Annotated in this window: 21 protein-coding genes; 9 read left to right on the top strand and 12 right to left on the bottom strand. The window is 68.8% G+C overall.

All coding sequences use genetic code 11. From position 1 onward, the window contains the following. Window positions 1-164: 164 nt before the first annotated feature. The 6 genes from JUB13_RS13545 to JUB13_RS13520 all read right to left on the bottom strand — a co-directional run bounded on the left by JUB13_RS13545 (window position 165) and on the right by JUB13_RS13520 (window position 7,752). A complete protein-coding gene (locus JUB13_RS13545; protein ID WP_207479717.1) occupies window positions 165-446 on the bottom strand; it encodes an HU family DNA-binding protein in 282 nt (93 codons plus the stop codon). Between the two features lie 287 nt (window positions 447-733). After that, window positions 734-2,887 carry a methylmalonyl-CoA mutase gene (gene scpA / locus JUB13_RS13540; protein ID WP_207479715.1) on the bottom strand — a complete coding sequence of 718 codons (2,154 nt, stop codon included), beginning with the start codon at window positions 2,885-2,887 and terminating at the stop codon, window positions 734-736. 23 nt (window positions 2,888-2,910) lie between these two features. Continuing rightward, the gene (locus JUB13_RS13535; protein WP_207479713.1) at window positions 2,911-3,549 is read right to left on the bottom strand and encodes a carbonic anhydrase; all 639 of its coding nucleotides are present in this window, start codon (window positions 3,547-3,549) and stop codon (window positions 2,911-2,913) included. Window positions 3,550-3,613: 64 nt separating this feature from the next. Then, window positions 3,614-4,201 (bottom strand): biotin transporter BioY, encoded by a 588-nt coding sequence (locus tag JUB13_RS13530; RefSeq protein ID WP_207479711.1) that lies wholly within the window; start codon window positions 4,199-4,201, stop codon window positions 3,614-3,616. Between the two features lie 13 nt (window positions 4,202-4,214). Next, window positions 4,215-6,209, bottom strand: a complete 1,995-nt coding sequence (gene accC, locus JUB13_RS13525) for an acetyl-CoA carboxylase biotin carboxylase subunit (protein ID WP_207479709.1) — start codon at window positions 6,207-6,209, stop codon at window positions 4,215-4,217. 10 nt (window positions 6,210-6,219) lie between these two features. Further along, a complete protein-coding gene (locus JUB13_RS13520; RefSeq protein ID WP_207479707.1) occupies window positions 6,220-7,752 on the bottom strand; it encodes an acyl-CoA carboxylase subunit beta in 1,533 nt (510 codons plus the stop codon). Between the two features lie 166 nt (window positions 7,753-7,918). On the opposite strand from JUB13_RS13520, the gene JUB13_RS13515 reads away from it, so the two are divergent. From JUB13_RS13515 to JUB13_RS13505, 3 genes are all read left to right on the top strand, one after another. Continuing rightward, window positions 7,919-9,376, top strand: a complete 1,458-nt coding sequence (locus JUB13_RS13515; protein WP_207479705.1) for a helix-turn-helix domain-containing protein — start codon at window positions 7,919-7,921, stop codon at window positions 9,374-9,376. A gap of 71 nt (window positions 9,377-9,447) precedes the next feature. Next, window positions 9,448-11,142, top strand: coding sequence for an EAL domain-containing protein (locus JUB13_RS13510; protein WP_207479703.1), 1,695 nt, complete (start codon window positions 9,448-9,450; stop codon window positions 11,140-11,142). Between the two features lie 261 nt (window positions 11,143-11,403). Continuing rightward, complete coding sequence (locus JUB13_RS13505; protein ID WP_207479701.1) at window positions 11,404-12,447, top strand: GMP reductase; 1,044 nt, start codon at window positions 11,404-11,406, stop codon at window positions 12,445-12,447. Window positions 12,448-12,484: 37 nt separating this feature from the next. Here the strand turns inward: JUB13_RS13505 and JUB13_RS13500 are convergent, their stop codons facing one another. After that, entirely contained in the window at window positions 12,485-12,907 is a 423-nt protein-coding gene (locus JUB13_RS13500; protein ID WP_207479699.1) for a VOC family protein, read from the bottom strand. A gap of 103 nt (window positions 12,908-13,010) precedes the next feature. Next, the gene (gene ypfJ, locus JUB13_RS13495; protein ID WP_236024925.1) at window positions 13,011-13,925 is read right to left on the bottom strand and encodes a KPN_02809 family neutral zinc metallopeptidase; all 915 of its coding nucleotides are present in this window, start codon (window positions 13,923-13,925) and stop codon (window positions 13,011-13,013) included. A 244-nt stretch (window positions 13,926-14,169) separates the two neighbouring features. On the opposite strand from ypfJ, the gene JUB13_RS13490 reads away from it, so the two are divergent. Continuing rightward, window positions 14,170-14,688, top strand: coding sequence for a carbohydrate-binding domain-containing protein (locus JUB13_RS13490; RefSeq protein ID WP_207479696.1), 519 nt, complete (start codon window positions 14,170-14,172; stop codon window positions 14,686-14,688). Here JUB13_RS13490 and JUB13_RS13485 read toward each other — a convergent pair. Then, window positions 14,672-15,238, bottom strand: a complete 567-nt coding sequence (locus tag JUB13_RS13485; RefSeq protein ID WP_207479693.1) for a peptidoglycan-binding domain-containing protein — start codon at window positions 15,236-15,238, stop codon at window positions 14,672-14,674. The genes JUB13_RS13490 and JUB13_RS13485 overlap by 17 nt on opposite strands. 99 nt (window positions 15,239-15,337) lie before the next feature. Between JUB13_RS13485 and msrA the strand changes: the two genes are divergently transcribed. Beyond that, window positions 15,338-15,997, top strand: a complete 660-nt coding sequence (gene msrA, locus JUB13_RS13480; RefSeq protein WP_207479691.1) for a peptide-methionine (S)-S-oxide reductase MsrA — start codon at window positions 15,338-15,340, stop codon at window positions 15,995-15,997. An 87-nt stretch (window positions 15,998-16,084) separates the two neighbouring features. Here msrA and JUB13_RS13475 read toward each other — a convergent pair whose 3' ends face one another. Next, the gene (locus tag JUB13_RS13475; RefSeq protein WP_207479689.1) at window positions 16,085-16,408 is read right to left on the bottom strand and encodes a hypothetical protein; all 324 of its coding nucleotides are present in this window, start codon (window positions 16,406-16,408) and stop codon (window positions 16,085-16,087) included. 323 nt (window positions 16,409-16,731) lie between these two features. Here JUB13_RS13475 and JUB13_RS13470 point away from each other — a divergent pair, with 323 nt between their 5' ends. The 4 genes from JUB13_RS13470 to JUB13_RS13455 are packed head-to-tail and all read left to right on the top strand — an operon-like array spanning window position 16,732 to window position 21,547. Next, window positions 16,732-16,929: a twin-arginine translocation signal domain-containing protein gene (locus JUB13_RS13470; protein WP_207479687.1), complete on the top strand. Its 198-nt coding sequence runs from the start codon at window positions 16,732-16,734 to the stop codon at window positions 16,927-16,929. 13 nt (window positions 16,930-16,942) lie between these two features. Then, window positions 16,943-19,837, top strand: a complete 2,895-nt coding sequence (locus JUB13_RS13465; RefSeq protein WP_207479686.1) for a formate dehydrogenase subunit alpha — start codon at window positions 16,943-16,945, stop codon at window positions 19,835-19,837. Between the two features lie 14 nt (window positions 19,838-19,851). Then, window positions 19,852-20,487, top strand: coding sequence for a formate dehydrogenase FDH3 subunit beta (gene fdh3B / locus JUB13_RS13460; RefSeq protein ID WP_207479684.1), 636 nt, complete (start codon window positions 19,852-19,854; stop codon window positions 20,485-20,487). 19 nt (window positions 20,488-20,506) lie between these two features. Next, entirely contained in the window at window positions 20,507-21,547 is a 1,041-nt protein-coding gene (locus tag JUB13_RS13455; protein ID WP_207479682.1) for a formate dehydrogenase subunit gamma, read from the top strand. Window positions 21,548-21,667: 120 nt separating this feature from the next. On the opposite strand, the gene JUB13_RS13450 is transcribed toward JUB13_RS13455, so the two are convergent. Next, on the bottom strand, window positions 21,668-21,841 hold the full coding sequence (locus JUB13_RS13450) for a hypothetical protein (protein ID WP_207479680.1): 174 nt from the start codon (window positions 21,839-21,841) through the stop codon (window positions 21,668-21,670). Between the two features lie 126 nt (window positions 21,842-21,967). Continuing rightward, a complete protein-coding gene (locus tag JUB13_RS13445) occupies window positions 21,968-22,120 on the bottom strand; it encodes a hypothetical protein (protein ID WP_207479678.1) in 153 nt (50 codons plus the stop codon). Window positions 22,121-22,249 lie beyond the last annotated feature (129 nt).

The raw sequence follows: 22,249 nt of genomic DNA, 5'->3' as shown, positions 1-22,249 counted from the left end.
TGCGTGAAGGGGATCTGCCGCTGCGCCTGGCCATGCCCCTTCAACAGGGGCATGGTCATGGAATCCCGCGGCCTTGTCGCCGGTGCGGGCGGTCCCCGGGGGATCCGCCCGCCGACGCAGGTAGGACGCGCCGGCCCCCGAGGGGCCGTCGGAACGGGTGAGCCTCAGCCCTGGCCGTTCACGGAATCCTTCAGCGTCTTGCCGGCCGAGAACTTGGCCTGCTTGGACGCGGCGATCTTGATCTTCTCGCCGGTGCGCGGGTTGCGGCCCTCGGAGGCGGCGCGCTCGGCGACCGAGAAGGTGCCGAAGCCGGTGATGCGCACTTCCTCGCCCTTCTTCAGGGTGTCGGTGATCGCCGCGAAGAAGGCATCGACCGCCTTGCCAGCCTGCGCCTTGGTGAGGCCGGTGGCCTGGGCGACATGGGCGACGAGCTCGGACTGGTTCATGGTGTCTCCTGGATGTTCCAAGGTTTTCGGCGGTTCCCCCCGGACCCGCCTATTCGGCTTATGCCGGTTGTAAGCCGCGTGCAAGCGGCAAGCCGCCCACAACCGGCCCGTTTCGGGGCCGCCGACGGAATCTGCGGCCAGGCCGCCACACATGCAGTGCAAAAAGGACCCGAATCCCTCGGAATCACAGGTATTTTAGAAGGTTTTGCGGCCTTTGAAACCGGCGGCGCATGCCTGAAAGCCGCGCCGCAGGCCGGCCCCGGCGCTTCGGTCGACCGAGTCGGGCCTCAGGCCGCGGTCTCGCGCCGTCCACGGACCAGCTCCAGAATGCGGCTGGCGGCCTGTGGAATGTTGGTTCCGGGGCCGAAGATGCCCGCGACGCCGGCCCTGCTCAGGTACTCGTAGTCCTGCGGCGGGATGACGCCGCCACAGACCACGAGGATGTCGTCGGCCCCCTGCGTCTTCAGCGCCGCGATCAGCTGCGGCACCAGCGTCTTGTGGCCCGCGGCCTGGCTCGACACGCCGATCACGTGGACGTCGTTCTCGACGGCCTGGCGGGCCGCCTCCTCGGGCGTCTGGAACAGCGGGCCCACATCCACGTCGAAGCCGATGTCGGCGAAGGCGGTCGCGATCACCTTGGCACCACGGTCGTGCCCGTCCTGGCCCATCTTCACGACGAGGATGCGTGGCCGGCGCCCCTCGGACTCGGCGAAGGCCTCGACCTCGCGCCGGATCCGCTGGAACCCCTCGTCGCCCTCATAGGCTGCGCCATAGACGCCGGACACCGAGCGGATCACCGCGCGATGGCGCGTGAACTCGGCCTCCAGCGCCTCCGAAATCTCGCCCACCGTGGCGCGAACCCTCGTGGCCCGGATCGACAGCTCCAGGAGATTGCCCTGGCCGCCTGCCGCCGCCTGCCTCAGCGCCGCGAGCGCCGCCTCGACCTCCTTCCCGTCGCGCTTCGCGCGGACCTCCTGCAGGCGGCGGATCTGCTGCTCGCGCACGCGCGTGTTGTCGATGTCGAGGACGTCGACCTTCTCCGGATTCTCGACCCGGTACTTGTTGACGCCGACCACGACCTCCTCGGCACGATCGATGCGCGCCTGCTTGCGGGCGGCGGCCTCCTCGATCCGCAGCTTCGGCAGGCCGCTCTCCACGGCCCTGGTCATGCCGCCCATGCCTTCGACCTCGTCGATCAGCGACTGGGCATGGGCCGCGAGGGAATGAGTCAGGCTCTCGACGTACCAGGACCCGCCCAGCGGATCGATCACGCGCGGGATGCCGGTCTCCTCGGCCAGGATGAGCTGGGTGTTGCGGGCGATCCGCGCCGAGAAGGGCGTCGGCAGGCCGAGCGCCTCGTCGAAGGCATTGGTGTGCAGCGACTGCGTGCCCCCCAGCACGGCGGCCATGGCCTCGACCGTGGTGCGGATCACGTTGTTGTAGGGGTCCTGCTCGGTCAGCGACACGCCGGAGGTCTGGCAGTGGGTCCGGAGCGCCAGCGAGCGCGGGTCCCTGGGCTGGAACTCCTTCTGCATCAGCCGCGCCCACAGAAGCCGTGCCGCACGCAGCTTCGCGATCTCCATGAAGAAGTTCATGCCGATCGCGAAGAAGAAGCTCAGCCGCGGCGCGAACTCGTCGACCTTCAGCCCCTTGGACAGGGCGGCCCGGACGTATTCCAGCCCGTCCGCCAGCGTGAAGGCGAGCTCCTGAACCGCCGTCGCCCCGGCCTCCTGCATGTGGTAGCCGGAGATCGAGATCGAGTTGAATCGCGGCATGTTCCGGGCCGTGTGCTCGATGATGTCGGCCACGATCCGCATGCTGGGCCCGGGCGGGTAGATGTAGGTGTTGCGGACCATGAACTCCTTGAGGATGTCGTTCTGGATAGTCCCCGAGAGCTTGTCCTGGGAGACGCCCTGCTCCTCGGCGGCGACGATGTACCCGGCCAGCACCGGCAGCACCGCCCCGTTCATGGTCATGGACACCGACATGCGGTCGAGCGGGATCCCGTCGAACAGGATCTTCATGTCCTCGACGCTGTCGATGGCGACGCCGGCCTTGCCCACGTCGCCGACCACCCGCGGATGGTCGCTGTCATAGCCACGGTGGGTCGCCAGGTCGAAGGCGACAGACAGGCCCATCTGACCGGCCTTCAGGTTCGCCTTGTAGAAGGCATTGGACTCCTCGGCCGTCGAGAAGCCGGCATACTGCCGGATCGTCCAGGGCCGGTGGGCGTACATGGTGGCCCGGGGACCGCGCAGGAAGGGCGGGAAGCCCGGCAGCGTCTCGGTCTCGAGCCCCTCGAGGTCCGCTGCGGTGTAGAGCGGCTTGATGGCGATGCCCTCGGGCGTCTGCCAGACCAGCCCGTCTGGCCCAGTCCCGCCCGTGTCCTTCGTGGCCAGGGCTTCCCAGTCGGCCAGCGTCTTCTTCGGGAAATCGGTCATGGGTCCCCCCCCGAGGCTTCGGTCTACCGGGCACGCGCCGCGGCGCGGTCCCCGGCCGGGATCGGCCCGAAGGCTCCCGTCGCATGGTCGAGCATCAGCAGCTCGCCGTTCATGATGTCGAACAGGCAGCCTTCGAGGTTCAGCGTCCCCGCCTCGACCCGCTCGCGGATCCAGGGGAAGGTCATCAGGTTGCGCAGCGAGATGCGGATGCCCTCGAACTCGCCCATGCGCTGGGCCTCATCGGGCGGATGCCCCGCACAGGCCGTGCGCGCCTCCTCGGCGATCGCCATCCAGGGCCCGACGAAGTCGCCCTGCTCCACCCCGTTCGTCAGCAGCGAGTGGATGCCGCCGCACTGGCTATGGCCCATCACGATGATGTGGCGCACGCCGAGCCCACGCACCCCGAACTCGATCGCGGCGCTGGTGCCGTGATATTCCGCCGTCGGCTGGTAGGGCGGCACCAGGTTCGCGACGTTGCGGACCACGAACAGGTCGCCCGGGCCGGCCGAGAAGACCATCTGCGGGTCGACCCGGGAGTCGCAGCAGGCAAGCACCAGGGCCTTCGGCGACTGGCCCCGCTGGACAAGCCGGCGGAAGCGGGCGGATTCGGTCCGAAAACGCGTTTCCCGGAACTTCCGGAATCCTGCGATCAACTCGTCCATTCTGTCCTCGGCGAAGCCCTCTCCCCCGCGAAGGGGGAGAGGCGCGTTCCAACAGGCGGGGCGGTCAGGCCGACCGGCGCGCGACCACGTGCCAGGCCGCCTGCATGAGGGCGCAGCCGAGCGCCGTCTTCAGGAGCGTGGCCGCGACGAAGGGCGTCACGCCGAGCGCGATCGCCTTTTCCAGGCCGGTCGCCAGGGAGAGCCAGGCGACGCCCGGAACGAACAGCACGACGTGGCCGATCGCCATGGCGGCGAGGGCCGAGGCCCAGTGGCGGTCCCAGCCGCGCTCGGCCAGCAGGCCGACCAGCGCCGCCGCCATCACGAAGCCCAGCAGGAAGCCCGCGGTCGGGCCTGCGAAATAGGCCGGACCCGCGAGCGGACCGGCGAAGACCGGCAGGCCCGCCAGCCCCTGGGCGAGGTAGAGGGCGACGGTGGCAGCGCCGAGACGGCTGCCATAGGCCATTCCGAGCGCCAGCACGACCAGCGTCTGCATGGTCATGGGAACGGGCTGGAACGGCACCTGCACCTTGGCCGAGACGGCGAGCAGCACGCTGCCGAAGACGGCCAGCAGGGCGGCGCGGGCGAGGCCCCGCTCGGGCATCACCGCGTCGAGCAGCGTCGCGGGACGGGCGGTCAGGGACTGAGCGGACATAGGGGATCTTCCTTCAGGCGAATTCGATGATGATCTGGTCCACGGCGAGCGAGGCGCCGGGCTGGGCATGGATGCGGGCGACCTTTCCGTCGGCCTCGGCGCGCAGGATGTTCTCCATCTTCATGGCTTCCACGATGGCAAGCTCCTGCCCGGCCTTGACCTCCTGGTCCGCCTCCACCGATAGCCGGGTCAGCAGCCCCGGCATCGGCGAAAGCAGGTACTTCGACATGTCGGGCGGCTGCTTGACCGGCATGTGTCCTGCCAGCGCCGCAGCCCGCGGCGCCAATACCACGACATCCAGTATGGCGCCACCATGGGTCAGCCGCCAGCCGATGCCGCGCCGCTCGATCTGGACGGCCAAGGTCTCACCATCGATGGCGCCCGTCCACAGGATCTGGCCGGGCTCCCACGGACCCGCGACCGCGAGCCGGCTCCCGTCCACCTCGACAAGGAAGTCGCCGCCCGCTTGGCCCGGCTGTATTTGGCAGTCGTGGCGCTCCCCACCCACCAGGGCGGTCCAGCGGTCGTGACGGCGCACGGCATCCTGGCCGGGGATCTGGCCGCTGATGGTCCGCTGGCGCTCGGCCATCCGGTGCTGCAGCATGACGGCCAGCGCGGCCAGGCGCAGGTTCTCGGCGCCGCCGGTCTCCCGGCCGTGGAAGCCCTGGGGGAACTCCTCGGCGATGAAGTTCGTCGTCAGCTCGCCCGCGGCGAAGCGCCGATGGCCCAGCAGCGCCGCGAGGAACGGGATGTTGTGGGCGACCCCGCCGATCACGAACCGGTCCAGCGCGCCCTGCATCCGCTCGATCGCCTGGCCGCGCGAGCTGCCGTGGGCGACCAGCTTCGCGATCATGGGATCGTAGAACATCGAGATCTCGCCACCCTCGAAGACGCCGGTGTCGACACGCACGCCGGACGCCTCCGCCGGCGGGCGATAGCGGGTCAGGCGGCCCGTCGATGGCAGGAAGTTCCTGACGGGATCCTCGGCGTAGATCCGTGCCTCGATCGCCCAGCCTTCGAGCTTCACATCCTCCTGGCTGAAGGGCAGCCGCTCGCCCGCGGCGATGCGGATCATCCACTCCACGAGGTCCAGGCCGGTGATCATCTCGGTCACGGGATGCTCGACCTGCAGGCGGGTGTTCATCTCCAGAAAATAGAAGTTGCGATCGGCATCGACGATGAACTCGACGGTGCCGGCGGACCGGTAGCCGACGGCCTTGGCGAGCGCCACGGCCTGCTCGCCCATGGCGCGGCGGGTCGCCGCGTCCAGGAAGGGGCTCGGCGCCTCCTCGATGACCTTCTGGTGCCGGCGCTGGATCGAGCACTCGCGCTCGCCGAGATACACGGTGTTGCCGTGGGAATCCGCCAGCACCTGGATTTCGATGTGGCGCGGCTGCGTCACGTATTTCTCGACGAAGACCCGGTCGTCGGCGAAGGAGGAGCGCGCCTCCGACCGGGCGGAGCGGAAGCCCTCGCGCGCCTCGGCATCGTCCCGGGCGATGCGCATGCCCTTGCCGCCGCCGCCGGCCGAGGCCTTGATCATGACGGGATAGCCGATGTCCCGCGCGATCCGGACGGCCTCCTCCTCGTCGGCGATGGTGCCGAGGAAGCCCGGAACGGTCGAAACTTTGGCCGCATGGGCGAGCTTCTTGGACTCGATCTTGTCGCCCATGGCGCCGATGGCATCCGGGCCGGGGCCGATGAAGGCGATTCCGGCCGCCTCGAGTGCGCGGCAGAAATCGGCCTTTTCGGACAGGAAGCCGTAGCCGGGATGCACGGCCTGGGCCCCGGTGCGGCGGCAGGCCTCGACGATGGCGTCGATGACGAGGTAGCTCTGCGCCGAGGGTGACGGCCCGATGGCGACGGCCTCGTCGGCCATCACCACGTGCAGGGCGCCGGCATCGGCCTCGGAATAGACCGCGACCGTCTTGATGCCCATGCGGCGCGCGGTCTTGATGACCCGGCAGGCGATCTCGCCGCGGTTGGCGATCAGGATCTTCTCGAACATCGCGGACGCCTCAGAGCGGAATGTTGTCGTGCTTCTTCCAGGGGTTCTGGAGCTGCTTGTTCCGCAGCATCGCAAGCGCGCGGCAGATGCGCCGGCGCGTGCCGTGCGGCATGATCACGTCGTCGAGATAGCCGCGGGATGCCGCCACGAAGGGGTTCGCGAATTTCTCTCGATACTCCTCGGTGCGCGCGGCGATCTTGGCCTCGTCCCCCATGTCGGCGCGGAAGATGATCTCCACCGCCCCCTTCGGTCCCATCACCGCGATCTCGGCGGTGGGCCAGGCGTAGTTCACGTCGCCGCGCAGGTGCTTGGAGGCCATCACGTCGTACGCCCCGCCATAGGCCTTGCGCGTAATCACCGTGATCTTCGGAACGGTGGCCTCGGCATAGGCGAAGAGCAGCTTCGCACCGTGCTTGATGATGCCGTTGAACTCCTGCGCGGTGCCCGGAAGGAAGCCGGGAACGTCCACGAAGGTCACGATGGGTATGTTGAACGCGTCGCAGAAGCGCACGAACCGGGCCGCCTTGATGGCGCTCTGGATGTCCAGGCAGCCGGCCAGCACCATGGGCTGGTTCGCGACAAAGCCGACCGTCGAGCCGCCCATGCGCCCGAAGCCCGTGATGATGTTGCGGGCATAGTCCGGCTGGAGCTCGAAGAACTCGCCCTCGTCGGCGACCTTCAGGATCAGCTCCTTCATGTCGTAGGGCTTGTTCGGGTTCGCGGGCACCAGCGTGTCCAGCGAGAAGTCCTGGCGGTCGAGCGGGTCCGTGCACAGACGGCTCGGCGGCTTCTCACGGTTCGACAGTGGAAGGAAATCGAAGAGGCGCCGGAGCTCGAGCAGCGCCTCCAGGTCGTTCTCGAAGGCGAGGTCGGCCACGCCCGACCTCGCGGTGTGCGTCGCGGCCCCGCCGAGTTCCTCGGCGGTCACGACCTCGTGCGTCACGGTCTTCACCACGTCGGGCCCGGTGACGAACATGTATGAGCTGTCCTTCACCATGAAGATGAAGTCCGTCATGGCCGGCGAGTAGACGGCGCCGCCGGCGCAGGGGCCCATGATCATCGAGATCTGCGGCACGACGCCCGAGGCCATCACGTTGCGCTGGAAGACCTCGGCATAGCCGCCGAGCGAGGCGACGCCCTCCTGGATGCGCGCTCCGCCGCTGTCGTTCAGGCCGATCACCGGCGCGCCGACCTTCATGGCCTGGTCCATGACCTTGCAGATCTTCTCGGCATGCGCCTCGGACAGCGAGCCGCCGAAGACGGTGAAGTCCTGGGAGAAGACGAAGACGGGCCGCCCATTGATGGTGCCGTGGCCGGTCACCACGCCATCTCCGGGCACCTTCTGCTCGGCCATTCCGAAATCCGCGCTGCGATGCTCGACGAACATGTCCCATTCCTCGAAGGACCCTTCGTCGAGCAGCACGTCGAGCCGCTCGCGCGCCGTCAGCTTGCCCTTGGCGTGCTGCGCCGCGATCCGTCGCTCGCCGCCGCCGAGCTTGGCCGCCGCGCGCTTCTCCTCGAGCTTCGCAAGGATCTCCTGCATGCCTCGCCTTCCGCTTGCCTGGCCGGGGCTTGTCCCGGCCGGCTGCACTGTATTGACACCGCGGACGGGCTGGCAATCGGCCCGCGGGCCGAAAAGAGCAAAGTTGCGAAGATCGCTGCGACACGTGATAACAATTTGCGAATTTTGCGAAGACGCGGAACTTCCCATGCAGAAGAAGCTGTTCCTGGGCTACAAGCTGCGCCGCCTGCGCGAGCAGAAGGGCCTGACCCAGGCCGCCCTGGCGAAGCTGCTGGAGGTCTCGCCCTCCTATCTCAACCAGATCGAGAACAATCAGCGGCCGCTGACGCTGGCCGTGCTGCTGCGGATCTCCGCGCTCTATGAGGTCGACCTGACCTCCTTCGTCGAGGACGCCGAGGCGCGCCTGGTCTCCGACCTGCGCGAGGCGCTGGCCGACCCCTTCTTCGCGGGGCCGCCGCCCGGCACGGCCGAACTGAAGAATGCGGTATCGGCCTCGCCCGAGCTCGCCCGCCGGGTGCTGGTGCTGCACCAGGCCTACCAGAAGCTCCAGGAGCGGCTGCAGTCGCTGGCGGACACGCTGAACTCCCGCGAGGGTGGTCCGTCCCCGGCGGGAACGCAGTTCCCCTACGAGGAGGTCCGTGACTATTTCCATTACTGCAACAACTACGTGGGGCCGCTCGACGAAGCGGCGGAGCTGCTGGCCGCGCGCGCGGATCTCCGGATCGGCGACATGCAGGCCGACCTCGTGCGCCACCTGAAGGAACGGCACGACGTGCGCGTGCGCCTCGTCCCCGACGAGGAGGCCGGCACCGCCATGCGCAGCTTCGATGCGCCGAGCGGGACGCTGCGGATCTCGGCGCTGCTCGACGGGCCCGCCCGGACCTTCCAGCTCGCGCACCAGATCGCGCTGCTGGACCAGCGCGACACCATCGACCGCCTCGTCGCCGAGGCCAAGTTCACCTCCGAGGATGCGCGATCCATCTGCCGCGTCGGCCTCGCCAACTACTTCGCGGGCGCCCTCGTGATGCCTTACCGCGCCTTCGCGGCGGAGGCCCGGGCGCTGCGCCACGACGTGGAGCGTCTGCAGAACCGCTTCGGGGTCAGTTTCGAGCAGGTCTGCCACCGCCTCAGCACGCTTCAGCGCCCGGGCGCACGGGGCGTTCCCTTCTACTTCGTCCGCGTCGACCCCGCGGGCAACATCACGAAGCGCCACAGCGCGACCCGCTTCCAGTTCGCGCGCTTCGGAGGGGCATGCCCGCTCTGGAACGTGCACGAGGCCTTCGCCCAGCCCGGCAAGATCCTGGTCCAGAGGGCGCGCATGCCCGACGGCGTCGACTACATCTGCATCGCCCGCACGGTGACCAAGCCCGGCGGCGCCTATCTGCGGCCGACCCGGCACTTCGCGATCGGCCTCGGCTGCGAGGCGGCCTACGCGCCCGAGCTCGTCTACGCGACGGGGCTGGACCTCGACGATCCCACCGCGGCGGTTCCTATCGGCGTGAGCTGCCGAGTCTGCGAGCGCACGGACTGCCAGCAGCGGGCCTTCCCGCCCTTCGGCAGCAAGCTGACGGTCGACCAGGACCTGCGCAGCTTCGTCCCCTACCTTTTCTCGCGCGCGCCGGCCGCCGGTGTGACCTCCGACTGACGTTCCGAAGACTGGCGAAATCGATCGGACGGCCTCATACTTCCGACGCGAGGAGCCATCTGGATCTGGTCATGCACACTGCCGACGAGCGTCTCCGCCGCGACCGCGACCGCTTCGTCGCCTTCGCCTTCAGCACCGCGCACCTTCTCCTGGAGATCCGGCCCGACGGCACCATCACCTACGCGGCCGGCGCCGCCTGCGGCCTTGCCCCGCACACGGACGCCCTGGTCGGAGGAAACGTTCTGGACCTCTGCACCGCGGCCGAGCGCGAATACGTCGAGAACCTGCTGCGGCGCTTCGTGAAGCGGGTCACCACGGATCTGGTCCGCGTCTCCCTGCGCACGCTGAACGCGTCCACGACGGAGTTCCTGCTGGGTGGCCAGACCATCGACGGCATACCCGACAGGATCCATCTCGGCCTCATCCTCGCCCCCTCGGCCGTGCAGCAGCGCCCCTTGGGCGCCAACGGGCTTCACACGCGCGAATCCTTTGCCGCAGTCGCCCAGGCGCATCTCGACGTCTCTGGCCGCACGGGGCTGGACGAGGGGCTGACACTGCTGGTGGTCGAGGGACTGTCCCGGCTCGCCACCCGCCACGGCCCCGAGGCGGTCGGTCCCGTCGCCCGGCGGATCGGTTCCTATCTCCGCTCGATCTCCGCGGGCGGGGACGCGGTAGGCGACCTCGGCACGGGGAAGTTCGGCCTGATCCGCGCGCCGGGGGTCAGCGAGCCCGACGTGAAGACCCGGATCGCGGAGATCCTGGCCGAGGAATCCGTCGAGGGGCGCCCGCAGAGCATCAGCCTGTCCTTCGCGACCCCGGGCCTTTCCGAGGCGGATGCGGCGCGGGCGCTGGCCTATTCCATCCGGCGCTTCGTGGATTCGGGGCCGCGGGACTTCTCGATCCGCTCGCTGCAGGACGGCGCATCCGCATTGCTGTCGGAGGCCTCGAAGCTCGTCGTCCAGGCGCGGCAGGTCCTGGACGAGCGCAAGGTCGAGGTCGTCTACCAGCCCATCATTCAGATGGACAATGGTGAGGCCCACCACCTGGAGGCGCTGGCACGGATCTCGGGCGTCTCGTCCATCGGCGATTGGATGCGCTTCACCGAGGAGAGCGGGCTCGCCAACGACTTCGACCTGGTGATGACGGGCAAAGTCCTGGAGACGCTGGAGGAGCATGCCAAGGCCGGATGGCGCCCGCCGGTGGCGATCAACCTCTCGGCAAAGTCGCTGGGCAGCGGCCTCTTCCTGGAGCAGTTCTTCCGCGTCGTGGACGCGGCCCCCGCCTCCGCGCGGCAACTGCTGGTCGAGATCACCGAAACCGCCAGCATCGCGGATTTCGACCAGATGACGAAGGTGGTCTCGGCCCTCAGGGACCGCGGCTTCAAGATCTGCCTGGACGACGTCGGCTCGGGCACGACGTCATTCCAGACGCTGCGTGCGCTGCAGTGCGACTACGTCAAGCTCGACGGCGCGCTGGTCCGCAACGCAGCGCATGACCGCCGCGATCGGGCGGCGCTCCAGGCGGCCGCGCGGCTGGCCCTCGATCTCGGGGCCGAGCTGATCGCCGAGCAGATAGAGACGCGCGAGCAGGCCAACGCCATGCGCGCGATCGGCTGCCGCTTCGGCCAGGGCTACCTGTTCGGCCGGCCGACCGCCGATGTCCGGCTCCACCGGGACCGCTTCCAGATCGCGGAGATCGTGGATCCCCAGTGGACCGCGATCCAGGCACCGCCGCCTCCGCCGCCCGCCGGGCGGCGGAGAACCTGATCCCAGGCCGCCCGCCGGGCGGCGGAGAACCTGATTCCAGGCCACCCGCCGGGCGGCGGAGAACCTGATTCCAGGCCACCCGCCGGGCGGCGGAGAACCTGATTCCAGGCCACCCGCCGGGCGGCGGAATACTTGGGACAGGGCTGCCCGGCTGCGGCTGCGCGGCGCGCCTTGCGGTCCAGCCCGGGCCTGCCAAATTGAGGGGGCTCGGTCCGGCCTTTGTCAGGCCGGGCCTCCGACGCGTTCCCAAGGACCTCTTCCATGATCATCGAAAGCGACCTGAAGCTCGATTTCAAGGACGTGCTGATCCGTCCCAAGCGCAGCACGCTGCGCTCGCGCAGCGCGGTGGACGTGACCCGCGGCTTCCGTTTCCTGCATTCGGGCTCCGAATGGTCGGGCTTCCCGCTGATCGCCGCCAACATGGACGTCATCGGCACCATGGGGATGGCCCGCGCGCTTGCCGGCTTCGGGGCCATGACGGCGCTTCACAAGCACTACCGCGCCGAGGACCTGGCCGCCTTCTTCGCCGAGGAGGCCTCGGCCAATGCCTTCTATTCCATGGGCACTACCGAGGCCGACTACGAGAAGTACGAGGCGGTGCGCCGCCAGGTGCCGGTCACCAGGATCTGCCTGGACGTCGCCAACGGCTACACCGAGCTCTTCGTCGATTTCGTCCAGCGCGTCCGCGAGGGGAACCCCGAGGCCGTGATCATGGCGGGCAACGTGGTCACGGGCGACATGACCGAGGCCCTCGTGCTTGCCGGCGCCGACATCGTGAAGGTCGGAATCGGCCCGGGCTCGGTCTGCACCACGCGCAAGATGACGGGTGTCGGCTATCCGCAGCTTTCGGCGATCATCGAATGCGCCGACGCGGCCCACGGGCTGAAGGGATGGGTCTGCGCGGATGGCGGCTGCACGGTCCCGGGCGACGTCAGCAAGGCCTATGGCGCGGGCGCCGACTGGGTCATGCTCGGCGGCATGCTGGCCGGCCATGACGAGTGCGAGGGCGACATCCGCTACGAGGAGCGGGAAGGCGAGCGCGTTCCGGTCGCCATGACCTTCTACGGCATGTCCTCGGATACGGCGATGCGCAAGTACGCGGGCGGCGTCGCCCGATACCGTGCCTCGGAAGGAAAGACTGTCGAGGTTCCCTATCGCGGCCCCGTCGCGGACACCATGCAGGAGATCATGGGCGGCGTGCGCAGCATGATGACCTATATCGGCGCCACGAAGCTGAAGGAGGTGCCAAAGCGCACGACCTTCGTCCGCGTCTCGAGCCAGCTGAACACGGTCTTCGGAAACTGAGCACGACTGCATGGCCGGCATCTCATGTGCCGGCCCCTCAGGTGCCGAATGTCACTCGCCCGTCCGGCGCGATGGACCATCTCGGATTCCAGGCGATCTCCCATGCGTGGTCGTCGGGATCCGCGACATAGCCCGCGAAGCCTCCATGGGCCGGCTCCGCGGGCGCCTTCAGCAGGCGGCCGCCTGCCCGGAGCAGCCGGTCCATAGCCGGCTGCACGTCGGCGCGCGCAGGAACGTTGTGCGCAAGCGCATGGGCTCCAGGTCGATGGATCGCCGCACGGCCGCTGTCCGCCGCCAGCGCCGACTCGAGCCAGGTGCCCAGGACGAAGCCGTTCATCTGGTAGAACACGATCTCCGCATTCTCGAAAACCGGGCTCCAGCCGAAGCCCTCGCAGTAGAAGCGCCGCGAGCTTGCCAGGTCGCCCACGCCCAGGGTGATGACCGAAACCTGCTGCTGCATCGCGGTTCCCCGCCGGAATGGGCCACCCGGATGCGCGGCACCCAGGAGCCGGGCATTCTAGCCTGCCGCAGCCGGCGCCGCGCCACGATTCCGGATCCTGGCTCTAGCGCTCGGCCGTCGCCTCGCCGAAGGTGTCGCAGGCGCGGAGGTCGCCGGTGCGATAGCCCCTCAGGAACCATTCGGCGCGCTGGCGTGCGCTGCCATGGGTGAAGCTCTCGGGGTCGACCGTCCCGCGCGCCTGCCGCTGGATGCGATCGTCGCCGACCGCCGAGGCCGCGGTGATCGCCTCCTCGACATCGCCGGGCTCCAGCGTGCCGGCGCGCCGTGCCGCATCGCCCCAGAACCCGGCGAGGCAGTCGGCCTGGAGCTCCAGCCTCACCGAAAGCGCATTCCCCTCCCCGGGCGAGGCGCGACGCCGCGCGGCCTGGATCTCGTCCGAGATGCCCAGCAGGTTCTGGACATGGTGCCCGACCTCGTGGGCCAGGACATAGGCCTGGGCGAAGTCGCCGGGGGCCCCGAACCGGTCCCGCAGGTCCCGGTAGAAGCCAAGGTCGATGTAGATGCGCTCGTCGAGCGGGCAGTAGAATGGCCCCATGGCGGCCTGCGCGGCGCCGCAGCCAGAATTGACCGCGCCCGTGAACAGGACGAGCGTCGGCTCTCGGTACTCTCGGCCGAGCTGGTCCCGGAAGACCCGATTCCAGGTGTCCTCGGTATCGGCCAGCACGGTGGCGACGAACGTCTTCAGCTCATCGTCGGAAGCGCTGCGGCCGTGCTGGGGCGCCGTGTAGCCGTATGGCGCCCCGGTGTCGTAGCCGCTCCCCTGCCGTGGATCCCCGTAGCCCGTCTCGTCGAGCAGGATCGACGGATCGACGCCGAAGAACAGCGCGATCAGAAGGACGGCGACGCCGCCGAGCCCGCCGCCGACCAGGCCGCCGCGGCCGAAGCCGCCGCCCCTTGGGGCGGCGCCCCGCAGGTCCTGCACGTTCTCGCTCTGCCTCCGGTCACGCCACAGCATCATGCCACCCCGAGTTCTTTTGCCCTCCGTCCAACAGGGCATGGCGCCCGAAGGGCACGGGCTCGGGAAAAGCGCTAATCCCTCGCACCGATGCCGCTCAGCCGGCCGGGACGGATTCAACCGCCGCGTGGTGCCTCTTTTCTGTCACAGCGACCTTCCGGAGGATCGACTTCCGCCGTTTCCACCACCGGGGCAAGCCCAGGCTACCCTTTCCTTCGCCAGGCCGCGTCGAAGGAGCGAGGAGACCATGCCCAAGGCCATACGGAATGCCGCCTATCTGCTCGTCGCCCTGACCGGAGGTTGTGCCGCCGGCCCGGGCGAGATCCCCGTCGTGCGGCACGAGGCGCCGCCGGTCCAGCTCGCCTCCGCGGGTCCGGTCGAGGCCGAGGCGCCGCGGCGCGCCGAGATCGTCGTCGCCGCCATGGGAACCCCGGCCGACGAGGCTTGGCCGAAATTCGACCTGGTCGTGAATGGGCGCACGGTCGGAACGGCGACCGCCGACACCCGCGCCCTCGTGCACCACGTCTTCGCCGTCGACCTGGACGAGGACGCCATCGAGCGCATCACGGTGCGCTACACCAACGACACCAAGCGCCGGGGTGACCGCAACCTATTCGTCCCGTATGTCAGGGTGAACGGCAGGACCTTCGACGCCGACGGCGACACGGTGACTTTCGCGCGCTCCGGGCGGCCGGAGGTGCAGCCCGGGCGGGCCGCCATGTACTACAACGGGGACCTGACCTTCCGGATCATCGGCCGTTCCTGACGGGAGCCGCCTCAGGAACGGAGCCCAGCCGGCGCAGCAGCGCCGCGCTGGGCTCGCCGGTCACGGGCAGTCCGGAAGCGCGCTCGAACGCCTCGATGGCGGCACGGGTCCTCGGCCCGGCGAAGCCGTCCGGAGTGCCCGCATCGAAGCCGCGCTCGCGAAGGCGCCGCTGGATCTCGCGAATGCCCTCCCGGTCCAGGGGGCCCGGCACTGCCACGCTATCGGCGGCGGTGGCCGGCGGCGGCTTCGCCGTGCTGGCCGGAACCGGCGTGGCCGTCGGGCTCGACGGTAAGGCGGAGACCGCAGCCGGCGCCGCGCGGACCGGCAGGGGCGGCGCACGGTCGGGAGCCGGTGCGCTCAGCGCCGCGATGAAGGCGAGCAGCAGCGCGATGCCCGATGCGCCCGCAACGATCACGGTATCGGGGTGCCAGGGCCTGTAGGCTCGCCGCGCTGCCGTCGCGGGCGTTCCCGCATCCGCGGGCTTCAACTCGGCGGGCGCGTGCACCTCCTCGCGCCAGTATCCATCCTGCATGTCGCGCGGCTCGCTCATGACGGCAGCATAGCATTTCGGCGGCCGTCACGCGTTCGTGACTTCTCGGCGGGCCGGCGCTTCCCACATGTTCTGGGAACGATCGAGGGAGTTTCGCAGATGATGGGGATGTTTCGCGACAAGACCGCCATGCCCGCGCCGGAGCAGGCGCTTCCGGGCCGCGAGCATGCGATGCCGGTCCCCGAGCGTCATCATGTGAACGGCCATTCCCTGAAGGGACCATGGCCCGATGGCTTCGCGACCGCGGTGTTCGGCCTCGGCTGCTTCTGGGGTGCGGAGCGCAAGTTCTGGCAGGCCAGGGGCGTCCACGTGACGGCCGTCGGCTACGCCGGCGGGCACACGCCGAACCCCACCTACGAGGAGGTCTGCTCCGGCAGGACCGGGCACACCGAAGTCGTGCTGGTGGTCTTTGACCCCTCGGTGACGAGCTACGACGACATGCTCCGCATCTTCTGGGAAAGCCACAACCCGACCCAGGGTATGCGACAGGGCAACGACATCGGCACGCAGTACCGCTCGGCCATCTACGTCGCGTCCGAGGACCAGCGGCGCCGGGCCGAGGCGTCACTGGAGGCGTACCAGCGCGAGCTGACGTCCGCGGGATACGGCCGCATCACCACGGAGATCCGCGAGGCGCCGCCCTTCTACTACGCCGAGGACTATCACCAGCAGTATCTCGCGAAGAACCCCGGGGGCTATTGCGGCCTCGGCGGCACGGGGGTGTCCTGCCCGGCATCGCCGCTCGCGGCGCAGGCCTGAACTGGCAAACTGCAACCGGCAGCCTGCCTGGCCCGACACGGGAAAGGATCAGCAGCAAGGCCCGGGCGGCAACGCCCGGGCCTTCGCCTATTTGACCTCCCTGCTCGACAGGTCGGAGGGATTCTCCGATCGCGTCGGCTCGTTGCGCATGTCCGGGTTGCTGCCGACCTCGTTGGGGCGCGGGATGCGGTTGCCCTGAACGTCGGGCGGCGCCTCGTAGAAGTCGGCCAGCGCGGACTGGAGATCCTGGCCCGCGGTGTTGCCGTTCGTTGACGCCTTGGGCGACCGGACGCCCTGCGCGTTCGGCTCCGGCTGCTGGCTGTCCCGCACGGCGGGCGACTGCTGCACCGCCTCGGCCTGGCCGCCATCGGCGGGCTGCTGGGCCATGCCGGGGCACGCGATCAGCGACACAGCGATCATCCCCGCAAGGACGCGAAACGGTGGCACGTGCAAGCCCTTCTCCTTCCATAGGCAGAGCTGTCCTTATGGACCCGAAACAATCGGGTTCCACAGGTGTTCCCTCACCGGAAGCAGGGAATAGGGCGCCGCGATGACCGATGGACGGGCCGGCCTTCGAGGGCCGAGCACGTAGCGTTCGACCCGAAATGCCCCCGGCCTCGGCAGGGCGGCAGCTCGGGTCCGGCCGGTCCGCGCCGTCCTCCCCCTCGCCCTCCGGCGACGTCACAAGAGAACAGCCGCGCGCAGGTGCAGGCGACGCGATGAGGAGCACGGGGATGAGCCGAGACGACACGAAGCCCGGACTGGAACGCCGGCAGTTCCTGAAGACGGTGGGGCTGGCCAGCGCCGGAGCGGCCGCGATCGCCGCGACGGGCACCGAGGCCGAGGCGCGGGAGACACCGCAGGAGCAGGTGAAGCCGCGCTACCAGAGCAGCGAGCACGTGAAGCGCTACTACGCGCTGAACCGGCTCTGAGGGGGATCCGGCCATGCTGACCAAGCGCCGCGCCGACGCACCCGCCCGCCGCTCCCTGTCGCCTGCCCTGGCCGGGGCCGGCGGCGGCATGGACCGACGCTCGTTCCTGCGCAATTCCGGTCTCGCCGCGGGCGGACTGGCGGCTCTTGGCGCCCTCCCGGGCACGGTCGCCCGGCGGGCCGAGGCCGCAGCCATACAGCCCGGCATCGAGACCGTCACCCGCAAGAACATCTGCACCCATTGCTCGGTTGGCTGCACCGTCATCGCCGAGGTGCAGAACGGCGTCTGGGTCCAGCAGGAGCCCGGCTGGGAGAGCCCGATCAGCCAGGGCACCCACTGCGCCAAGGGGGCTTCGGTCCGCGAGCTCACCCATGGCTCGCGGCGCCTACGCTATCCCATGAAGCTCGTCGACGGCGAGTGGCGGCGGATCGGCTGGGACCAGGCCATCGAGGAAATCGGGAACGAGCTGCTGGACATCCGTCAGAAATCCGGGCCGGAGTCGGTGTTCTGGCTGGGCTCTGCCAAGTTCTCGAACGAGGGCGCCTATCTCTACCGCAAGCTGGCGGCGTTCTGGGGCACCAACAACGTCGATCACCAGGCGCGGATCTGTCACAGCACCACGGTCGCAGGTGTGGCGAACACCTGGGGCTACGGCGCCATGACGAACTCCTACAACGACATCCAGAACTCCAAGGCCCTGATGATTGTCGGCGGCAACCCCGCCGAGGCCCATCCGGTATCCATGCAGCACATGCTGCGTGGCAAGGAGCGCAACCGTGCGCCCTTCATCGTCGTCGACCCGCGCTTCACCCGCACGGCGGCCCACGCGACCGAATACGTCCGGATCCGCCCGGGCACCGACATCCCCTTCGTCTGGGGCATGCTCTGGCACATCTTCGAGAACGGCTGGGAAGACAAGGAATACATCCGCCAGCGCGTCTACGGCATGGACGAGGTCCGGGCCGAGGTGAAGAAATGGACGCCCGAGGCGGTCGAACGGGTCACCGGCGTCCCGCCTGACCAGGTCAGGCGCGTCGCCGAGACCATGGCGAAGAACAAGCCCTCGACCATGATCTGGTGCATGGGCATCACCCAGCACACGACGGGCACCGCCAACGTCCGCGCCCTTTCGATCTTCCAGCTCGCCGTCGGCAACATCGGCGTCGAGGGCGGCGGCGCGAACATCTATCGTGGCCACTGCAACGTGCAGGGCGCGACCGACTTCGGCCTCGACGTCACCTCGCTGCCGGCCTACTACGGCCTGGCCGAGGGCGCCTGGAAGCACTGGGCGCGCGTCTGGGACGTCCCCTACGACTACATGATCTCGCGCTTCGCCTCCAAGGAGCTGATGGAGACGAAGGGCATCCCGACCACCCGCTGGTTCGACGGCGTCCTCGCGAAGAAGGAGGAGATCCAGCAGCCTGACACCCTGAAGGCGATGATCGTGTTCGGGCACGGCGGCAATACCGTCACCCGCATGCCCGACATGCTGGCCGGGCTGGAGCGCCTTCGGCTGCTGGTGGTTGCCGATCCGCACCCGACCACCTTCGCCTCCTTCGCGCAGCGTCGCAACGGCACCTACCTTCTGCCGGCATGCACCCAGTTCGAGACCGACGGGTCGCGGACCTGCTCGAACCGTTCCATGCAGTGGGGCGAGAAGGTCGTCGAGCCGATCTTCGAAAGCCGCGACGACTACACCATCATCTACATGCTCGCGCGCAAGCTCGGCTTCGCGAACGAGATGTTCAAGCACATCACGGTCGAGGGCATCCGCCCGGTCCCCGAGGACATCCTGCGCGAGATGAACAAGGGGGCACTGGCCGTCGGCTACACCGGGCAGTCGCCCGAGCGCCTGAAGCTCCACATGAAATACCAGGCGAACTTCGACAAGATCTCCATGCGGGCTTCCAGCGGCCCGGTCGCGGGCGACTACTACGGGCTGCCATGGCCGTGCTGGGGCACGCCTGAGATGCGCCATCCGGGTACGGCCGTACTCTACGACACGTCCAAGCACGTGATGGACGGCGGCAGCACCTTCCGCGCCCGCTTCGGCGTCGAGCGGAACGGCCAGACACTCCTGGCCGAGGGCTCCTACTCCAAGGGCTCGGAGCTCACCGACGGCTATCCCGAGTTCACCATGGCCATGCTGAAGAAGCTCGGCTGGGACAAGGACCTGCTCCCTGAGGAGCTGGCGGTGATCCAGGCCATTGGCGGCGACAAGATCGACGACGTGAGCTGGCAAACCGACCTGTCGATGGGCATCGTCCGCGTGGCGCTCAAGCACGGCTGCGTGCCCCACGGCAACGCCAAGGCCCGCGCGGTCGCCTGGAACCTGCCGGACCCGGTACCCGTGCACCGCGAGCCCATCTACTCGCCCCGGCCGGAGCTGGTCCGCGAGTTCCCGGCGATCGAGGACAAGCGCGACTTCCGCCTCCCCATGCTGGCGCGGTCCGTGCAGTTCCAGGTGACGGACCGGAACATCCAGCGGGATTTCCCCATGATCCTGACCTCGGGCCGACTGGTCGAGTACGAGGGCGGCGGCGAGGAAACGCGCTCCAACCCGTGGCTGGCCGAGCTGCAGCAGGACATGTTCGCCGAGATCAACACCGAGGATGCGCGGCGTCTCGGGATCGAGAACGGAAAGCTGGTCTGGGTCTACGGTCCCGAGAACCGCTCGAAGGCACGCGTGATGGCGCTGGTCACCGACCGCGTTGCGGCCGGCGTCGTCTTCATGCCCTTCCACTTCTCCGGCGTCTGGCAGGGCCAGAGCCTGCGCGGCAACTATCCGGAGGGCACCGACCCCATCGTACTCGGCGAGGCCGTGAACGGCGTCACGACCTACGGCTATGACCCCGTGACGGCGATGCAGGAAACGAAAGTCACGCTTTGCCGGGTCGAACCGGCCTGAGGGAGGACGAGCCGATGGCCCGCATGAAGTTCCTGTGCGATGCGGAGCGCTGCATCGAGTGCAACGCCTGCGTCACCGCCTGCAAGAACGAGCACGAGGTGCCCTGGGGCATCAACCGCCGTCGTGTCGTCACGCTGAACGACGGGCGCCCGGGCGAGCGCTCGATCTCCATGGCCTGCATGCACTGCACGGACGCGCCATGCGCCGCCGTGTGCCCGGTCGACTGCTTCTACCAGACGGCGGACGGCGTGGTCCTGCACTCCAAGGATCTCTGCATCGGCTGCGGCTACTGCTTCTACGCCTGCCCCTTCGGCGCGCCGCAGTACCCGCAGGCCACCAATTTCGGCTCCCGCGGCAAGATGGACAAATGCACCTTCTGCGCAGCCGGGCCCGAGCAGGACAACACGCCCGAGGAATACCAGAAATACGGCTCGAACCGCTTGGCCGAGGGCAAGCTGCCGCTCTGCGCCGAGATGTGCTCGACCAGGGCGCTGATGGCCGGTGATGGCGACGAGCTGGCCGACATCTACAAGGAGCGGGTGGTCCGCCGCGGCTACGGCTCCGGGGCCTGGGGCTGGTCCACCGCCTACCGTGACCGGCAGGGTGACTCCTTCCGGCCGGGGAGCCCCAGCATCGAGCAGCAGACCTGACGGGACGGAGGACGCCGCGATGACATGGCTCAAGAAGGTCCTTCTCCCGGCACTGCTGGGGCTTGTGCTGCATGCGGGCGCTCACGGCGCGCAGGCGCAGCTCTATCAGGTCCCGGGCCAGGCGCCGGCCGCCAGCAAGGACGAGGTCCAAATCTACATGGACCGGGAATCCGAGCTGCGGGGTATTGTCTCGATCCCTGACCGGAAGCTGTCGGTGCTGGTGCAGCCCGAAGGGCGCGAGTGGCGCGAATGGCGCACCTCGACGCTTCGCATCGTCGCGGCAGTGCTGATCCTCGGCATGATCGCGGCAGTCCTGATCTTCTATCTGTTCAAGGGCACGATCCGGATCGAGGCGGGGCGGTCGGGCCGCATGATCCCGCGCTTCAACGGGCTCGAGCGCTTCGCCCACTGGTCGACGGCGACCAGCTTCCTGGTGCTGGCCATCAGCGGGCTGGTGGTGACCTTCGGGCGCCCGCTGCTGATCCCCCTGATGGGCCACGACGCGTTCACGGCGACGGCCATCGTGACGACCTGGCTGCACAACTTCTTCAGCGTGCCCTTCGTGGTGGGCCTGCTGCTGATGATCGTCCTGTGGATCCGCGACAACATTCCCGAGAAGTCCGACATCGCCTGGATCAAAGCCGGCGGCGGCTTCCTGGGAAAGGGGCCGGGAGGGCATCCCGAGGCCGGTCGCTTCAACGCCGGGCAGAAGGGCGTCTTCTGGATGGTCGTGCTGGGCGGCCTCGCCATGGCGATCACAGGCTACCTGATGATGCTGCCCTTCTACGTGACCGACATCAGCGGCCAGCAGATCGTCCACGTGATCCATGGTCTCGGCGCGGCGGTGATGATCGCCGGCATCGTCGCCCACATCTACATCGGCACCCTGGGCATGGAGGGCGCCTTCGACGCCATGGGCCGTGGCGAGGTCGACGAGAACTGGGCGGTCGAGCACCACAGCGGCTGGTACCAGACCATGCGCAAGCGCCTTGGCCTGCGCACGCCGCCGCGCCGGCACGAGATCGGCGAGATCGATCACCACCCCGCCGGCGCGGACTGATCGCAAAGTATCCTGGCCGGGCCGCCCTTGCGCCCGGCCAGGCATCGGCGCCCGAGCCTCAAGCGCCAGGAATCAACGGCTGGGAATCAACGGCCGAGCATCACCGCAACCTGCGGGAGATCAGCGGGCCTCCCCCGAGAAGCCCCTGGCGGCAATCGACCCGTCATCCCCGACGCGGACCGACGGCGACGCGAACGTCTCGTCCGCGGGGCGCGAGAACAGGTCCTGCATGGCGAAGCCGGATAGGACCGCCAGCCCGACGGAAAAAGCGACCCCGAGCAGAAAAGCCTTCATGACACCTCCTCCTCTCCCGTGAGAACGGCCGGAACGGGATGGCCGTTGCACGCCGGCGTCGCGGAGCGCCAGCTTCGCCCGACGAACGCGCGGAACGGCTCCGTCATCGGGGCCATTGCGCCGGAGTCAGTGCAACGTGCGCCAGGAGACCTCGCAGAAGCGCCGCAGGAAGCCGCCGCTCTCCACCAGGACCAGCTCGCCGTCCCTTTCGCGGCGGTCCAGGTCCCAGAGCTGCTCGGGGGTCAGCATGCCGAGATAGTCCTCGGACATGATGATCAAGGCGCTATAGCCGGGCGGGACGTACAAGGGCTCCCCATGTGGGCCGTGACCGACGCCAGCATAACAGCCGTGCCAAGGCATCAGCCAATCGGAAAGGCCGGGTAATCCCAGGGGGTTGGTCAGCGCACG

Source organism: Arenibaculum pallidiluteum, assembly GCF_017355985.1.
GTDB lineage: Bacteria > Pseudomonadota > Alphaproteobacteria > Azospirillales > Azospirillaceae > Arenibaculum > Arenibaculum pallidiluteum.
This window is presented reverse-complemented; position numbering and strand designations above follow the sequence as displayed.

Excerpts from the sequence above, each read along its gene's own strand:
- JUB13_RS13490 (WP_207479696.1), top strand. The coding sequence starts at position 14,170 with ATGCCCAAGGCCATACGGAATGCCGCCTATCTGCTCGTCGCCCTGACC.
- JUB13_RS13545 (WP_207479717.1), bottom strand. The coding sequence starts at position 446 with ATGAACCAGTCCGAGCTCGTCGCCCATGTCGCCCAGGCCACCGGCCTC.
- JUB13_RS13470 (WP_207479687.1), top strand. The coding sequence starts at position 16,732 with ATGAGCCGAGACGACACGAAGCCCGGACTGGAACGCCGGCAGTTCCTG.
- JUB13_RS13530 (WP_207479711.1), bottom strand. The coding sequence starts at position 4,201 with ATGTCCGCTCAGTCCCTGACCGCCCGTCCCGCGACGCTGCTCGACGCG.
- JUB13_RS13450 (WP_207479680.1), bottom strand. The coding sequence starts at position 21,841 with ATGAAGGCTTTTCTGCTCGGGGTCGCTTTTTCCGTCGGGCTGGCGGTC.
- JUB13_RS13520 (WP_207479707.1), bottom strand. The coding sequence starts at position 7,752 with ATGCAGGAGATCCTTGCGAAGCTCGAGGAGAAGCGCGCGGCGGCCAAG.
- scpA (WP_207479715.1), bottom strand. The coding sequence starts at position 2,887 with ATGACCGATTTCCCGAAGAAGACGCTGGCCGACTGGGAAGCCCTGGCC.
- JUB13_RS13515 (WP_207479705.1), top strand. The coding sequence starts at position 7,919 with ATGCAGAAGAAGCTGTTCCTGGGCTACAAGCTGCGCCGCCTGCGCGAG.
- JUB13_RS13505 (WP_207479701.1), top strand. The coding sequence starts at position 11,404 with ATGATCATCGAAAGCGACCTGAAGCTCGATTTCAAGGACGTGCTGATC.
- JUB13_RS13485 (WP_207479693.1), bottom strand. The coding sequence starts at position 15,238 with ATGAGCGAGCCGCGCGACATGCAGGATGGATACTGGCGCGAGGAGGTG.
- JUB13_RS13535 (WP_207479713.1), bottom strand. The coding sequence starts at position 3,549 with ATGGACGAGTTGATCGCAGGATTCCGGAAGTTCCGGGAAACGCGTTTT.
- JUB13_RS13465 (WP_207479686.1), top strand. The coding sequence starts at position 16,943 with ATGCTGACCAAGCGCCGCGCCGACGCACCCGCCCGCCGCTCCCTGTCG.
- accC (WP_207479709.1), bottom strand. The coding sequence starts at position 6,209 with ATGTTCGAGAAGATCCTGATCGCCAACCGCGGCGAGATCGCCTGCCGG.
- fdh3B (WP_207479684.1), top strand. The coding sequence starts at position 19,852 with ATGGCCCGCATGAAGTTCCTGTGCGATGCGGAGCGCTGCATCGAGTGC.
- ypfJ (WP_236024925.1), bottom strand. The coding sequence starts at position 13,925 with ATGATGCTGTGGCGTGACCGGAGGCAGAGCGAGAACGTGCAGGACCTG.
- msrA (WP_207479691.1), top strand. The coding sequence starts at position 15,338 with ATGATGGGGATGTTTCGCGACAAGACCGCCATGCCCGCGCCGGAGCAG.
- JUB13_RS13510 (WP_207479703.1), top strand. The coding sequence starts at position 9,448 with ATGCACACTGCCGACGAGCGTCTCCGCCGCGACCGCGACCGCTTCGTC.
- JUB13_RS13500 (WP_207479699.1), bottom strand. The coding sequence starts at position 12,907 with ATGCAGCAGCAGGTTTCGGTCATCACCCTGGGCGTGGGCGACCTGGCA.
- JUB13_RS13455 (WP_207479682.1), top strand. The coding sequence starts at position 20,507 with ATGACATGGCTCAAGAAGGTCCTTCTCCCGGCACTGCTGGGGCTTGTG.